This window comes from Alphaproteobacteria bacterium, from assembly GCA_017308135.1.
Classification (GTDB): domain Bacteria; phylum Pseudomonadota; class Alphaproteobacteria; order CACIAM-22H2; family CACIAM-22H2; genus Tagaea.
Genome location: JAFKFM010000009.1, coordinates 518857 through 532438 on the forward strand (window position 1 = coordinate 518857; position 13582 = coordinate 532438).

Annotated in this window: 14 protein-coding genes; 4 read left to right on the forward strand and 10 right to left on the reverse strand. The window is 65.4% G+C overall.

From position 1 onward, the window contains the following. Window positions 1-38 precede the first annotated feature (38 nt). Both J0H39_15795 and J0H39_15800 read right to left on the reverse strand, forming a co-directional pair. Entirely contained in the window at window positions 39-1070 is a 1032-nt protein-coding gene (locus J0H39_15795; GenBank protein ID MBN9498217.1) for a low specificity L-threonine aldolase, read from the reverse strand. Next, window positions 1067-1408, reverse strand: a complete 342-nt coding sequence (locus tag J0H39_15800) for a hypothetical protein (GenBank protein ID MBN9498218.1) — start codon at window positions 1406-1408, stop codon at window positions 1067-1069. The genes J0H39_15795 and J0H39_15800 overlap by 4 nt, the downstream gene beginning before the upstream one ends. On the opposite strand from J0H39_15800, the gene J0H39_15805 reads away from it, so the two are divergent. Continuing rightward, the gene (locus J0H39_15805; protein MBN9498219.1) at window positions 1407-2357 is read left to right on the forward strand and encodes an RluA family pseudouridine synthase; all 951 of its coding nucleotides are present in this window, start codon (window positions 1407-1409) and stop codon (window positions 2355-2357) included. The genes J0H39_15800 and J0H39_15805 overlap by 2 nt on opposite strands. Before the next feature lie 45 nt (window positions 2358-2402). Beyond that, window positions 2403-3296 carry an RNA polymerase sigma factor RpoH gene (gene rpoH / locus J0H39_15810; protein ID MBN9498220.1) on the forward strand — a complete coding sequence of 298 codons (894 nt, stop codon included), beginning with the start codon at window positions 2403-2405 and terminating at the stop codon, window positions 3294-3296. On the opposite strand, the gene J0H39_15815 is transcribed toward rpoH, so the two are convergent. Genes J0H39_15815 through J0H39_15825 form a run of 3 tightly spaced genes read right to left on the reverse strand, consistent with a single transcriptional unit; the run spans window position 3293 to window position 5564 of the window. Next, window positions 3293-3586: a DUF1244 domain-containing protein gene (locus J0H39_15815; protein ID MBN9498221.1), complete on the reverse strand. Its 294-nt coding sequence runs from the start codon at window positions 3584-3586 to the stop codon at window positions 3293-3295. The genes rpoH and J0H39_15815 overlap by 4 nt on opposite strands. 35 nt (window positions 3587-3621) lie before the next feature. Then, window positions 3622-4767 (reverse strand): carboxylate-amine ligase, encoded by a 1146-nt coding sequence (locus J0H39_15820; GenBank protein MBN9498222.1) that lies wholly within the window; start codon window positions 4765-4767, stop codon window positions 3622-3624. Further along, on the reverse strand, window positions 4764-5564 hold the full coding sequence (locus tag J0H39_15825) for an N-formylglutamate amidohydrolase (protein ID MBN9498223.1): 801 nt from the start codon (window positions 5562-5564) through the stop codon (window positions 4764-4766). Before J0H39_15825 ends, J0H39_15820 begins: the two co-directional genes overlap by 4 nt. Before the next feature lie 63 nt (window positions 5565-5627). Here J0H39_15825 and J0H39_15830 point away from each other — a divergent pair, with 63 nt between their 5' ends. After that, window positions 5628-6863 carry a glycerate kinase gene (locus J0H39_15830; protein MBN9498224.1) on the forward strand — a complete coding sequence of 412 codons (1236 nt, stop codon included), beginning with the start codon at window positions 5628-5630 and terminating at the stop codon, window positions 6861-6863. A gap of 7 nt (window positions 6864-6870) precedes the next feature. After that, on the forward strand, window positions 6871-8301 hold the full coding sequence (gene pyk, locus J0H39_15835; GenBank protein ID MBN9498225.1) for a pyruvate kinase: 1431 nt from the start codon (window positions 6871-6873) through the stop codon (window positions 8299-8301). Between the two features lie 13 nt (window positions 8302-8314). Here the strand turns inward: pyk and J0H39_15840 are convergent, their stop codons facing one another. The 5 genes from J0H39_15840 to J0H39_15860 form a co-directional block, all read right to left on the reverse strand. After that, window positions 8315-8782, reverse strand: a complete 468-nt coding sequence (locus J0H39_15840; protein MBN9498226.1) for a DNA starvation/stationary phase protection protein — start codon at window positions 8780-8782, stop codon at window positions 8315-8317. 128 nt (window positions 8783-8910) lie between these two features. Next, the gene (locus J0H39_15845) at window positions 8911-9675 is read right to left on the reverse strand and encodes a hypothetical protein (protein MBN9498227.1); all 765 of its coding nucleotides are present in this window, start codon (window positions 9673-9675) and stop codon (window positions 8911-8913) included. Further along, window positions 9672-11405 carry an ABC transporter ATP-binding protein gene (locus J0H39_15850; GenBank protein MBN9498228.1) on the reverse strand — a complete coding sequence of 578 codons (1734 nt, stop codon included), beginning with the start codon at window positions 11403-11405 and terminating at the stop codon, window positions 9672-9674. The genes J0H39_15845 and J0H39_15850 overlap by 4 nt, the downstream gene beginning before the upstream one ends. A gap of 9 nt (window positions 11406-11414) precedes the next feature. Beyond that, window positions 11415-12344 (reverse strand): 2-dehydropantoate 2-reductase, encoded by a 930-nt coding sequence (locus tag J0H39_15855; protein ID MBN9498229.1) that lies wholly within the window; start codon window positions 12342-12344, stop codon window positions 11415-11417. Continuing rightward, on the reverse strand, window positions 12341-13543 hold the full coding sequence (locus J0H39_15860; protein ID MBN9498230.1) for an aspartate transaminase: 1203 nt from the start codon (window positions 13541-13543) through the stop codon (window positions 12341-12343). Before J0H39_15860 ends, J0H39_15855 begins: the two co-directional genes overlap by 4 nt. Window positions 13544-13582 lie beyond the last annotated feature (39 nt).

The window sequence follows — 13582 nt, forward strand, 5'->3', positions numbered from 1 at the left end:
CGCGACGCAAGCCGCCGCCGGGCCCCGCGATTTGCCCTTTAAATCGCGGCTTTGGCGGTGGCGACCAGGCGTTCGGCGTCGGCTTCCAGGCTGTTCCACGACGCGACGAGGCGCAAACGCTGCGTGCCCGGCCCGAACCAGCGATAGACGTTGAAGCCCGCTTGCTCGATCGCGACGATCGCCGCCTCGGGCAGATCGACGAAAACCTCGTTGGCCTGCACGGGGTGCGCGAGCTTCGCCCCCGGCAACGCCGCAAGCCCGGCCCCCAGCTTCGCCGCGACCGCGTTCGATTGGCGCGCGAGGGCGAGCCACAAATCGCCGTCGAGATAACCCGCCATCTGGGCGGCGAGATAGCGATGCTTGGAGAACAGATGCCCCGCGCGCTTGCGCCGGAAGGCGAGCGTGGCCGCGAGCGCTTCGTCGAACACGACGATCGCTTCGACCGCGAGACAGCCGTTCTTGGTGCCGCCGAACGACAGGATGTCCACGCCCGCTTTCCATGTCGCTTCGGCGGGCGTGCAACCGCTTGCGACCAGCGCGTTGGCGAAGCGCGCGCCGTCGAGATGGACCTTCAGCCCGTGCTTGCGCGCGATGGCCGATAGCGCGGCGATTTCGGCCGGCGAATAGATCGTGCCGGCTTCCGTCGCGTTGGTGAGCGATACGGCGGCGGGCTGCACGTGATGCACCACGCCCGCCCCCGCCGCGTTCAACGCCGCGTCGAGATCGGCGGCGGCGATCTTGCCGTGTTCGCCGTCGAGCCCAACGAGCTTGGCGCCGCCGGTGTAGAATTCCGGCGCACCACATTCGTCTTCTTCGATGTGTGCGGCCGCGTGGCAATAGATCGAGCCCCAGACCGGCGTCATCGCGGCGAGCGACAGCGCGTTCGCCGCCGTGCCCGTCGATACGAGGAACACTTTCGCGGGCCGTTCGAAGATCGCGGCGATTTTCGCTTCCACGTCGCGCGACAGCGCGTCGTTGCCATAGGGCATCGACGGGGCCGCGTTGGCGGCATTGATCGCCGCCATCACTTGCGGATGGACGGGCGCGGTGTTGTCGGACGCGAAATTCACGGGCGGGCCCCCAGCAGAATGCGGCCGGTCACGCGCCCGGCTTTCGGGTCGATCACGACCAGAAACGGCGCGGCGTCCGGTGGGTTCACATGCACCACGATCTGATCGCCCGCCGCGAACGCGCCCGCGAGGACCGAGCCTTCGGGTGCGGAAATCGCGACATCGCCCCAGCTCAAACCCGCGATCGGCGGGCGGGGGGCGGGCGAAGATGTCGCGGCGACCGGCGTCTCCGGCGATGAAGGCTTGCCCACACCGCCGATAACCACATAAATCAGAAAGGCGAAGGCGGCGATGCAGAGCACGCCGAGGAAAATCACGATCGTCTTCAAGGCGCGCATGTCGGAATCCAGCGTAATCGAGATCGGACCGGAATTGGCGGGAACGCGGCTGGATCGCGTGCTGGCCGACGGGTCGACCGCCGGCACTTCGCGCAGCCGCGTGAAGGCGTTGATCGAAGCGGGCCATGCCCGCATCGACGGCGCGACCGTACAAGACCCCTCCCGCAAGGTCAAAGCGGGCGAAACGGTGACGCTGGAAATCCCCGATCCGGTCGCTTCCAGCCAAGCGGCCGAGGAAATTCCGCTGAATGTCGTCTACGAGGACGCGCATCTGATCGTGATCGACAAGCCCGCCGGCCTGGTCGTGCACCCCGCTCCCGGCCATTCGGGCGGCACGCTGGTCAATGCGCTGCTGGCGCATTGCAAAGGCTCGCTGTCGGGTATCGGCGGTGTGGAGCGCCCCGGGATCGTCCATCGGCTGGACAAGGATACGAGCGGCCTGATGGTCGCGGCGAAAACCGACGCGGCGCATCGCGATCTCGCCGCGCAATTCGCCGAACATTCGGTCGAGCGCGTTTACGCCGCCATCGTCAAGGGCGTGCCCCGCCCCGCCTCGGGCGAGATCGAGGGCAATATCGGCCGCAACCCGCGCGACCGGAAAAAAATGGCCGTCGTCAAAAGCGGCGGCAAGGAAGCGCTGACGCGCTATCGCACGCTCGAGATTTTGGCGAAAAGCAGGGCTGCGTTGATCGAATGCCGCTTGGCGACCGGCCGCACCCATCAAATCCGCGTGCATCTCGCCTCGATCAACTGCCCGCTGCTGGGCGATCCGACTTATGCCCGCAAAGTCGCGGGCTTACCCGATTTCGGCCGGCAAGCGTTGGATGCGTTCACGCTGGGGTTCCGCCATCCGGAAAGCGGAGAAACCTTACGGTTCGTGCGGCCATACGCGCCGGATTTTCTACGGTATCTCGCACTTTTGCGCGGCCCTTCGCGCGTGCAAGAATAGCGTCGCGCGGGGCGCTCGACCCCGCGCATCAGGAGCACAGCACACGTGAAGTCGCGATTGCCCGCGCCGGACGGGAACCTGACGCGATATCTGCAGGATATCCGCAAGTTCCCGCTGCTGGAGCCGGAAGAGGAATTCATGCTCGCCAAGCGTTGGCGGGAAACCGGTGATGCCGATGCGGCGCACCGGCTGGTGACCGCGCATCTGCGCTTGGTCGCGAAAATCGCCATGGGCTATCGCGGCTATGGCTTGCCGCTGTCCGAACTCGTGTCCGAAGGCAATGTCGGCATGATGCAGGCGGTCAAGCGCTTCGATCCCGATCGCGGCTTCCGCCTGTCGACCTATGCGATGTGGTGGATCCGCGCCGCGATCCAGGAATACATCCTGCACTCCTGGTCGCTGGTGAAGATGGGCACCACGGCCGCGCAGAAAAAGCTGTTCTTCAATCTGCGCCGGATGAAGGCGCAGATGCGCCAGCTCGACGAAGGCGATCTGCCGCCCGAAGCGGTCGAAAAGATCGCGACCCAGTTGGGCGTGCCCGAGCAAGACGTGGTGCAGATGAACCGGCGCCTCGCCGCCCCCGACAATTCGCTGAATGCGCCCGTACGCAGCGACGGCGACGGGGACGGCGAATGGCAGGATTGGCTGGTGGACGAGACGGACAATCAAGAAGTCCGCCTCGCCGAGGACGAGGAAGGCAAGCGCCGTCAGGCTTTGCTCGACAGGGCGCTGGTGACGCTCAACGAGCGCGAGCGCGACATCCTGACCGAGCGGCGTTTGAAGGACGAGCCCGCCACACTCGAGGATCTCTCGCAGAAATTCGGCATCAGCCGCGAACGCGTGCGGCAGATCGAAGTGCGGGCGTTCGAAAAGCTTCAGCGCGCGGTGAAGCAGAACGTGCTGGACGAAGAAGGCGCGAAGGAAACGGCTTCGTCTTAGTGCTTCTGCGCGTCGGCGAATTTCGCCTTCTGGTCGCTCGACGCTTCCTTCTGGTGCTTGGCCTTCCATTCGTCATAGGGCATGCCGTAGACGATTTCGCGCGCCTGCGGATCGGTGAGTTCGACGCCCTTGTCCTTCGCCGCGGCGAGATACCATTTCGACAGGCAGTTGCGGCAGAACCCGGCCAGATTCATCAGGTCGATATTCTGCACGTCGGTGCGTTCGCGCAAATGCGCGACCAGACGGCGGAACGCGGCGGCTTCGAGTTCGGTGCGGGTTTTGTCGTCCATGGCGGGTCTCCTTGGTCCCTAATATAGGGTCGGGGTCACAGCCCCGCCACCGTGCCCGCGATCAAATCGTCCACGACCGCCGCCAGCGCTTGGGCCTTGTCCGCCCCGGCGGCCACGGCCTTGGCGTAAGCGCGGCGTTGGCGATGCGCCGACGTGCCGTCGCGCAGGATATTGCGGACGTTCTCGACTTCCGCGAGGCAGCCCAGACGCTCGGCATCGGCGCGCACCAGCGCGATCATTTCTTCGACGAGGTCCACGACGGGCACGACCTTGCCCTTGCCGAAATCGACCAGGCCTTCGTCGGTGCCATAGCGCTGCGCGCGCCAGCGATTTTCCTTCACCAGCATATGCGGATAGATGCGCCAGCGCTGGTTCGCGGTCTTCAAACGCCACAGCATGGAGATCAGCGACCGGTACAGCGCCGCGATCGAGATCGCGTGATCGAGCGACGTGCACATATCGGTCACGCGCATTTCCAATGTCGGGAAGCGCGCCGAGGGGCGGATGTCCCACCACAATTTCGACGCGTCGTCGATCAGCCCGGCGGCGACGAGCCGATCGACTTGGCGGCGATATTCGCCCCAGCTTTCGAAATGATCGGGCAAGCCGGTGCGCGGAAGTTCGTTGAAAATGGCAACCCGATACGACGCGAGCCCCGTATCCTCGCCGCGCCAGAACGGCGACGATGTGGACAGCGCCAGAAGATGCGGCAGGAAATACCCGGCCTGATTCATCAGATCGACGCGCAATTCCTCGTCCGCGATACCGACATGGACATGCAGCCCGCAAATCACCAAGCGGCGGCCGACACCCTGAAGATCGCGCTCCAGCGCGCGATAGCGTTCGCGGTCGGTGGCACCGATCCCGCGCCATTCGGCGAAAGGATGGGTCGACGCGGCGATGGGGGCGAGCCCATGCCGCGCGGCGACTTCCGCCACCGTCTTTCGCAACGTGACAAGCTGGGCGCGCGCATCGGCCACGCTGGTACACACGCGCGTCTGCACTTCGATCTGGGCGCGCAGGAATTCCGGTGACACTTGACCCGGCATGCCGCGCGCAGCCAGCGCCGTTTCGGTCTGCGCCACCAGATCGGCCGGCGGGTCACGCGCGATATCGCGCGTGACGGGATCGACCAGGAGATATTCCTCTTCGATCCCGATGGTGAAATCCGGCGCGGTCATGCGTAGACCTGAATCCGATCGAGATCGGGCGCGGCCAGCGCCTGCGCCAGCGCATCGCCGAAAATCGCCGCCCATTTCGCCACACCGGTCGGCGTGTCGATCAAATCCTGGCGCAATTCGATCAGCGCATGCGGAATGCCGGCCAATTCGCAATGCGTGCGCATCGTGTAGCCGTGGCCGTCGCGCGCGTCGTAAGGCTGGTTGTCGCCGACCGCAACGCCCGGCTGCGCCGCGCACGCCTTCATCAACGGGACCGGCAAGCGCGGATCGGATTTCCACAACACGCCGATATGCCAGGGCCGTTCGAACCCATTGAACACCGGCGTGCAGGAATGCATCGACAGCACGATCGGCACGCGGTCTTGATCGCGGTAGCGCCGGATCATCGCCGCGACGGCTTCATGATAGGGCGCATGAAGTGCGGCCAAGCGCTTGGCGCGCGCATCGTCGGGCAGGCCCAAATTGCCGGGGATCGGCGTGCCGTCCGACACTTCGGGCATGCAGGTGCGATCGTCGGGCCGCCGGTTGCAATCGACGACCAGGCGCGAATAGCCCGAATGGACCAAGGGGGCGTCGAAGCGCGCCGAAAGAATTCTGGCGACCGCTTCGGCGCCGATATCGAAGGCGATGTGCCGGTCCCATTCGGCGCGCGGCACACCCAGATCGCCCAGCGCTTTGGGCACGTCGCGGCGCGCGTGATCGCAGATCAGCAACAGATCGGCTTTGCCGTCCGGGTTGACGGTTTGGGCGGCGGGGGCGTCGTCGACGCCCAACAAAGGCGAAGAATCGAGGGACATGGCGGAAAACGACTATAGCCGCTTTTGCGATTTCGCCGCCAAAACTGCTAACGTGGCTTCACGATGAGTCCACAAGAACAACTGCGCGCCCTGTTCAAGGCCGCGATCGACGCCGCCCAGCCCTCGCTCCGGGTCCCCGCCTTTCTGCCGCCCCGCCCCAAGGGCCGCGCGGTGGTGATCGGTGCCGGCAAAGCCTCCGCCGCCATGGCCAAGGCGGTCGAGGATCATTGGGACGCCGACATGTCCGGCCTGGTCGTCACGCGCTACGGCCATGGCGCGCCGTGCAAGAAGATCGAGATCGTCGAAGCCGCCCATCCCGTGCCCGACGCGGCGGGGATGAACGGGGCCGCGCGGATGCTCGACCGCGTGAAGGGCCTCGGCCCCGACGATCTGGTGCTGGCGCTGATTTCCGGCGGCGGTTCGGCGGTGTTGAGCTTGCCCGCCGCCCCCGTGACGCTCGAAGCGCTGCGTGAGCTGACGCAAGCCTTGCTGAAATCGGGCGCCAACATCGTCGAGATGAACACGGTGCGAAAGCATTTGTCCTCGATCGCCGGCGGGCGTTTGGCCCAGGCCGCCGCTCCGGCGCGCGTGCTGACGCTGGCGATATCGGACGTGCCCGGCGACGATCCCTCGACCATCGGCTCCGGCCCCACGGTCGCGGACCCGACGACGCTCGCCCAAGCGCGCGCCGTGCTGGCCAAATACAAGATCGATCCGCCGGCGGAAATCGCCGCGCGCTTGGCCGATCCGGCGTCGGAAACGCCCAAGCATTTGCCCAATGCCGACTACAAGCTGATCGCCGCCCCGATCCAGTCGCTCGACGCGGCGGCGGCATTGGCGAAGACATTCGGCTATGCCGTGCATTCGCTCGGCCCCGATCTGGAAGGCGAAAGCCGCGACGTGGCGCGCGATCAGGCCGACCTCGTGCGCGCGATCCGTGCCGGCAAGGGCCCCGTACAAGCGCCCTGCGTCATCCTGTCGGGCGGCGAGACGACCGTGACGGTACGCGGCAAGGGCCGCGGCGGGCGCGACGCGGAATTCGCGCTGGGCCTCGCCGTCGCTCTCGACGGGATGAAGGGCGTCTATGCGATCGCGGGCGATACCGACGGAATCGACGGCACCGAGGACAATGCCGGCGCCATCGTCACGCCCGACACGTTGAAACGCGGGCCGGACGCCGCCGCCTATCTCGCCAATAACGATGCCTATACGTATTTCGCGAAACTCGGCGATCTGGTCGTAACCGGTCCGACGCATACGAACGTCAACGATTTTCGCGCTATACTGATCGAGAGATAAGAACCGGATGGGAAGGAAAACGGCTTTGCGCCGCAATTGTGCCACCAAGATCGTCGCCACGCTGGGCCCGGCCACGTCGGACCCCGCGACAATCGAAGCCCTGTTCCGCGCGGGCGCGGATGTGTTCCGGCTGAATTTCAGCCACGGCGCACCCGAGGATCACCGCAAGCGTTACGATACGCTGCGCGACATCGAGAAGCGCACCGGACGGCCGGTCGCGATCCTCGCCGATCTGCAAGGGCCCAAGCTGCGCGTCGGCACGTTCAAGGACGGACCGGTCAAGTTGCAGAAGGGCCAAAAGTTCCGCTTCGAACTGGCCAAGGGCGACGGTAACGCGGATCGCGTGACGTTGCCCCATCCCGAGATTTTCGCGGCCCTGTCGCCTGGCCAGGATCTGCTGGTCGATGACGGGCGCGTGCGCTTGCGGGCGCTCGAAACCTCGCTGGAGCACGCGCTATGCGAGGTGATCGTCGCGGGCACGATTTCCGACCGCAAGGGCGTGAACGTGCCCGGCACCGTGCTGCCGATTTCCGCGCTGACCGATAAGGATCGCCGCGATCTCGCCTTCGCGCTGGATCTGGGCGTGGATTGGGTCGCGCTGTCCTTCGTGCAGCGCCCCGACGATATCGCCGAGGCGAAGAAGATCATTCAAGGCCGCGCGGGCGTTTGCGCGAAGCTGGAGAAACCCTCCGCGATCGACCGGTTGGACGAGATCGTCGAACTGACCGACGCCGTGATGGTCGCGCGCGGCGATTTGGGTGTGGAAATGCCACCGGAGGACGTGCCGACCTTGCAAAAGCGCATCGTGCGCAGCTGCCGGCGTTTCGGCCGCCCGGTGATCGTGGCCACGCAGATGCTGGATTCGATGATCCATGCGCCCACCCCCACGCGCGCGGAAGCGTCGGACGTCGCCACCGCCGTCTATGACGGTGCCGACGCCGTGATGCTGTCGGCGGAAACCGCGTCGGGCGATTATCCGCTGGAAGCGGTCGAAATGATGGGCCGCATCATCGCGCGCGTCGAACGCGATCCTTCCTATCGCCCGATCATGGACGCCGATCACGCCAAGCCGGAAGCGACCGCGTCGGACGCGATCACGGCGGCGGCAGCGCAAGTCGCCGCGACGATCAAAGCGGCGGCGATCGTCACCTTCACCACGTCGGGTTCGACCACGCTGCGCGCGGCGCGCGAGCGGCCGGAAGCGCCGATCCTTTGCCTGACGCAAAATCAGCGCACGGCGCGCCGCATGGTGCTGTGCTGGGGCACGCATTGCGTGGAGTCGGAGGAATTTTCGGTGTTCGACCATATGGTCGAAAAGGCCGTCAGCGTGGCGCGCGAGGAAGGTTTCGCCGATCCCGGCCAGACCATCGCGATCACCGCCGGCGTGCCCTTCGGCACGCCGGGGGCGACCAATATTCTACGTATCGCGTGGGTGTGAGCGTCGCTCTCGCTTAGGAAAGGTGCGCGCGCAGCATCCACGCGGTCTTGCCGTGTTCCTTCATGCGGCCGACCATCAGGTCGCCTGTTTCCGTATCGCCGACTTCCTCGACAATGCCTTGCGTTTCGCGCGCGAGGCGCGTCAGCGCTTCGTGATCGGCGACGAGTTCGGCGAGCATCTTCTCGGGCGGCAGGATCGAAGTCTGCTCTTCGATCACCGACAGCTTCTTGAATTGAGCGTAGGAGCCGGGGGCCGGTTCGCCGAGCGCGCGGATACGCTCGGCCAATTCGTCGATCGCGGCGGCGAGTTGGGCGTATTGCGCGCCGAACATCTCGTGCAGCTGGATGAATTGCGGGCCGGTCACGTTCCAGTGGAAGCCCTGCGTCTTCAGGTACAGGACATAGGTCGAGCCCAGAACCTTGCTCAACGCGGCAGCAACCGCCTTGCGCGAATTGTCCTTCAAGCCGATATCGACCTTCATTTTTCCATCTCCATCAGACATTTAGAAATCTCCTTGGAATAATTCCGGTTACTCCAAGGATATAAGGAGCCAAGTCCGGCGCGCAAAGGGCACCGGATCAGCGCCGCCATGCGGTATCAGCATAGGCGTCAAACGAAGGCGACTTCAACGCTCCCCAAGGGCCCATGATCGGCCTTGATGGTGCAGGGGCCCGGAATTTTTACGACGCCCGTGCACGACCCGGTCGTGACGATCTGGCCCGCGCGCAAATTCGTCCAGGGCGGCGGCGCGTTGGCGAGATCGACGACCGCGAGCAGCGGATCGCCCTTGATCGCGGCCCCGGTCCCGCGCGCGGCTTCCTTGCCGTCGATCGTCAGCACGATTTCCGACGCGCCGAAATTGAGATCGCCGCCGGGCGTCACCGGCTTGCCGAACACGAAACCGCCGCTCGCCATGAAATCGGAGAAAGCTTCGACAGGCACCGCCGGCACGACGCGCTTGTCGATGAATTCGATCGCCGGACGCACGCTGGCGATGCGCGCGACGATTTCGGCGCGGGTATAGGGCGTCGCGCGCGGCGGAATATCCACGCCGAGTTCGAACGCGAATTCGCATTCGACCATGAACGCGTCGGTGAACGCGGCGCGCGGAAACTTGCCCGGCGAAGGTTGCGACCATTCGGCCATCAGGGGCGCGCAGACCGGGCGGCCGATGCCGCTGCCCTTCTGCTGCTGCGGCGTGATATTGGCGACCTTCCAGCCGGTGATGGGCTTGCCGGAGATGCGCGCGGCCGCGTCGTGGATCGCATAGACGTTGGCGGGCGTGCCGGGCGCGCCGCCGGGCCAGCCGGAAATGCGCTTGCCCGCAAGGCGCGCGGTCCACAGGGCTTGGGCGTTGGCGAAGGCGTCGGTCATAGGGTCGCTCCCGTTTCTTTGGGCGTTTCGATCATTTCGACGATGCCGCCGCGCCGCACGCGGATCATCCGCGTGAACAGCGTGGCGACGTGCTTGCGGTGGGAAACGCAGATCACCGTTTTCTCGGCGTATTCGTCGAGCAGACGGCCGAGCATGAACATCTCGGTATCCTCGTCGAGCGAGGCCAGCGTTTCGTCCAAAATCAAACAGGGCGCGTCGGTCAACAACGCGCGCGCGAAGGCCACGCGCTGCTGCTCGCCGCCCGAAAACGGCTCGCCCTTGTCGCCCATGGCCATGTTCACGCCCTCGGGCTCAGCGGCGACGCGCTTGTCCATCTTCACGCGGTCCAGCGTGCGATCCCAGGTCTCGCGGTCGAGAACGCGATGGATCGCGATATTGTCGGCGACCGTGCCTTGCACGAAGGCGGTCGAGGCGCGGCCGAAGAAGAACAACCGCTTGCGGTCGGTCAGCGACAACGTGGTCACGTCGCGCCCGTCGATGGTCACGCGGCCGGAACTGGGCCGATGCATGCCCAGCAACAGGAACAGCACGGTCGTTTTGCCCGCCCCCGAATCGCCGAACAGGCCGATCTTGTCGCCCGGCCGGATCGTGAAGCTGAAGGGTTGCAGCAAAACTTCGCCGCGATCGGACAGCAGCGACACGTCCTCGAAGCGGATCTCGCCCCAGGTCGCGGGCGCGCGCGCGCCCTTTTCCGCCGTCACGGCGTCAAGCCCGTCGGTCGAGGCCGAAATGCGCTGCAACGCGAGCCGCGCGTCGTTGATCATCGGCCAGGCTTCGCCGATGCGGCTCAAATTCGGGAAGATCAGCATCGTGTAATAGGCGAAGACCAGGAACTTGCCGATCGGCGGCGGGCCGTCCTTCGACGTGACGATCAGCAGCACGAGGCAGATCGCCGCCGACATACCGATCACGAATTCGATGATGCCGTGATAGGTGCCGTGGCGGCGCCACAGCAGCAGATTCAGGCCCATCAGCTTGCGCGCGGTCGTGAGCAAGCGCACGAGATAGGCCGAGCCCAGCCCCGTGAAGCGCAGATCGAGATTCTTGGAATAGAGCGACGCGAGATAGCCGAGATAGCCCTGATCCAGCGCCATCTTGATCAGGTACTTCTTCTTGCGCCAATTGGCGTAGAGCGCGATGGCGCCCGCCAGAATCGCGATCTCGATCGCCAGAATGTAAAATAGCCATTTCTCGACGAAGAAGATGATCGTCAGCATCAGGCCGAGCTGCAACACGGCCACACCCGCATGCACCAGCGCTTCGCGCAGCAAACGCTGCACCGCTTCCACGTCGCCCGACGCGGCGGCGAGCACGCCGCCCGCCCCCATCTTCGACAGTTTTTGATAGGGCCCGCGCAGCAAGTTCAACGCGATCGAGCCGCGGATCGAGCGGATGATGCGTTCCGACAAACGCGAGGTCCGGTATTCGGATAGCAGGAAGAAGGACAGCACCACCGCTTCGGCGACGAAGACCAGCGCCACGTAGAACCAGACGCGGTCGATGCTGCCGAACGGCGTGGCCAGCGCCCAGGCCTCGACCTGGCCCCACCAGGAATCGGGCGGCGGCGGTGTGACCAGCGCGTTGATCGGCAAAGGCCGCGTGACCACCGCGATCGACTGCACGCAGGCGATCAGAAAAATGATCAGCAGGCCCGTGCGCCAGCGCGGATCGTGTTTGCGCAGCAGCGTGTCGATCTCGCGCAGAAACATGGCGCTATCCTACCGGAACGACGGCCGCCCTTCGGCATACGGCGCCAAAGCGGCGACGACGAAAGCGTGGCTCAACGCCGCCATGCCCTTGGCGCGGCTGCGGCGCACGACGGCCCCCGACAGCCAGGGCAATTCCAGCCGCCCGCCTTTTTCCAGATCGTGCAGCATCGACGCCTTCATGCCGTCGGGCATGCCCTCGACATTGGCGATGACCTTGTCGATCTGATCGTCGCCGAACGCGATGCCTTCGGCGCGGGCGAGCTCCACCGCCTCGGCGACCAACGCGCGGAACAGCGCGCGCGTTTCCTCGCGCGACCACACGCCGCCCTTGGGCAGGCGCGTGACCGCCGTGATCGCCGCGAACGAGGCGAGGAAGACGAATTTCTCCCAGATCGAGCGCGAGATATCGGGGCTGAGCGCCACGTCCACGCCGGTCGATTTGGCGAGATCGGCGAACTTGACCGCGACCGGATCTTGCGTCGGCCCGAACGTGCCGATGGTCAATCGCGCGAAAGCGCCGGTCTGCTTGATCGTGCCCGGCTCCGAAATCACCGTCGAGATTTGCGCGATCCCGCCCAGCACGCGCTCGGCGCCGAACGCCTCGCGCAACATGTCGGGCGCTTCGATGCCGTTTTGGAACGACACGACGCGCGTCGCCGGCGTCATCAACGGTGCGATCTGGCCGATGACGCTTTCGGTGTCCCACAGCTTCGTCGCGATACCGATCAGATCGGCGGGGCCGAGTTTGGAAGGATCGTCGGACGCGCGCACGGGGGCAAGCGATTCCCCCGCGGCGGTCACGATCTTCAACCCGCCCTGGCGCTTGATCGCGTCGAGATGGGCCCCGCGTGCGACGAGCGAGACTTCCGCGCCTGCTTGCGCGAGCTTGGCGCCGAAATAGCCCCCGACGCCCCCCGCCCCGACGAAGACGATCCTCACGTCAGCGCCGCGCAGGCTTTTTGGATGCGGGTGCAAGCGTCGCGCAGCGTTTCCGTCGCGGTCGCGTAGGAGATGCGGAAATACGGGGCAAGGCCGAAGGCCGAGCCCTGCACGACCGCGACGCCAACGCTTTCCAGCAGATAGGTCACGAAATCGGTGTCGGTTTCGATGATTTTGCCTTGCGGCGTGCGCTTGCCGATCGTGCCGGCGCAAGACGGGAACACGTAGAAGGCGCCTTCGGGCATCGGGCAACGCAGGCCCTTCGCCTCGTTCAGCATCTTCACGACCAGGTCGCGGCGTTCCTTGAACACCTTGTTATTGGCCGGGATGAAATCCTGCGGGCCGTTCAGCGCTTCGACCGCGGCGGCCTGGCTGATCGAGCTGGGGTTCGACGTCGATTGCGACTGGATCGCCGCCATCGCCTTGATCAGCGGTGCGGGGCCCCCGGCATAGCCAATGCGCCAGCCGGTCATGCAATAGGATTTCGACACGCCGTTCACGGTCAGCGTGCGGTCGTAGAGCTTGGGCTCGACCTGCGCGATCGTGGTGAACTTGAAATCGTCGTAGACGAGATGCTCGTACATGTCGTCCGTCATGATCCAGACGTTCGGATGCTTGAGCAGCACGTCGGCCAAGGCGCGCAGATCTTCGCGCGTGTATGCCGCACCCGTCGGGTTCGACGGCGAGTTGAGCATCAGCCACTTGGTCTTGGGCGTGATCGCGGCGGCCAAAGCCTCCGGCGTCAGCTTGAAGCCCTGGTTTTCCGAGCACGCGACTTCGACCGGCTTGCCGTCGGCGAGGATCACCATGTCGGGATACGAAACCCAGTACGGCGCCGGGATGATCACTTCGTCGCCCGGGTTCAACGTCGCCATCAGCGCGTTGTAGAGCACCTGCTTGCCGCCGGTGCCCACGCTGATCTGGTTCGGCGCGTAGTCGAGATCGTTCTCGCGCTTGAACTTGGCGGCGACCGCCTTCTTCAGCGCGGCCGTGCCGTCGACGGCCGTGTATTTCGTGTCGCCCTTGTCGATCGCGGCCTTCGCGGCGGCCTTGATATTCGCCGGCGTATCGAAATCGGGCTCGCCCGCCCCCAGGCCGATCACGTCTTTGCCCGCCGCTTTCAGCTCCGCCGCCTTCATGGTGACGGCGATGGTGGGCGAAGGCTTCACGCGCTGCAGACGGTCGGCGACGATCGACATCGGACTCGAGGCTCCTAGCTTGGAAAAAAAGACCGGCGA

What these genes read in the sequence shown, in the direction of transcription:
- J0H39_15805 (MBN9498219.1), top strand. Translation starts at nt 1,407, where the DNA reads ATGTCGGAATCCAGCGTAATCGAGATCGGACCGGAATTGGCGGGAACG.
- J0H39_15800 (MBN9498218.1), bottom strand. Translation starts at nt 1,408, where the DNA reads ATGCGCGCCTTGAAGACGATCGTGATTTTCCTCGGCGTGCTCTGCATC.
- J0H39_15815 (MBN9498221.1), bottom strand. Translation starts at nt 3,586, where the DNA reads ATGGACGACAAAACCCGCACCGAACTCGAAGCCGCCGCGTTCCGCCGT.
- J0H39_15820 (MBN9498222.1), bottom strand. Translation starts at nt 4,767, where the DNA reads ATGACCGCGCCGGATTTCACCATCGGGATCGAAGAGGAATATCTCCTG.
- J0H39_15825 (MBN9498223.1), bottom strand. Translation starts at nt 5,564, where the DNA reads ATGTCCCTCGATTCTTCGCCTTTGTTGGGCGTCGACGACGCCCCCGCC.
- J0H39_15830 (MBN9498224.1), top strand. Translation starts at nt 5,628, where the DNA reads ATGAGTCCACAAGAACAACTGCGCGCCCTGTTCAAGGCCGCGATCGAC.
- pyk (MBN9498225.1), top strand. Translation starts at nt 6,871, where the DNA reads ATGGGAAGGAAAACGGCTTTGCGCCGCAATTGTGCCACCAAGATCGTC.
- J0H39_15840 (MBN9498226.1), bottom strand. Translation starts at nt 8,782, where the DNA reads ATGAAGGTCGATATCGGCTTGAAGGACAATTCGCGCAAGGCGGTTGCT.
- J0H39_15845 (MBN9498227.1), bottom strand. Translation starts at nt 9,675, where the DNA reads ATGACCGACGCCTTCGCCAACGCCCAAGCCCTGTGGACCGCGCGCCTT.
- J0H39_15850 (MBN9498228.1), bottom strand. Translation starts at nt 11,405, where the DNA reads ATGTTTCTGCGCGAGATCGACACGCTGCTGCGCAAACACGATCCGCGC.
- J0H39_15860 (MBN9498230.1), bottom strand. Translation starts at nt 13,543, where the DNA reads ATGTCGATCGTCGCCGACCGTCTGCAGCGCGTGAAGCCTTCGCCCACC.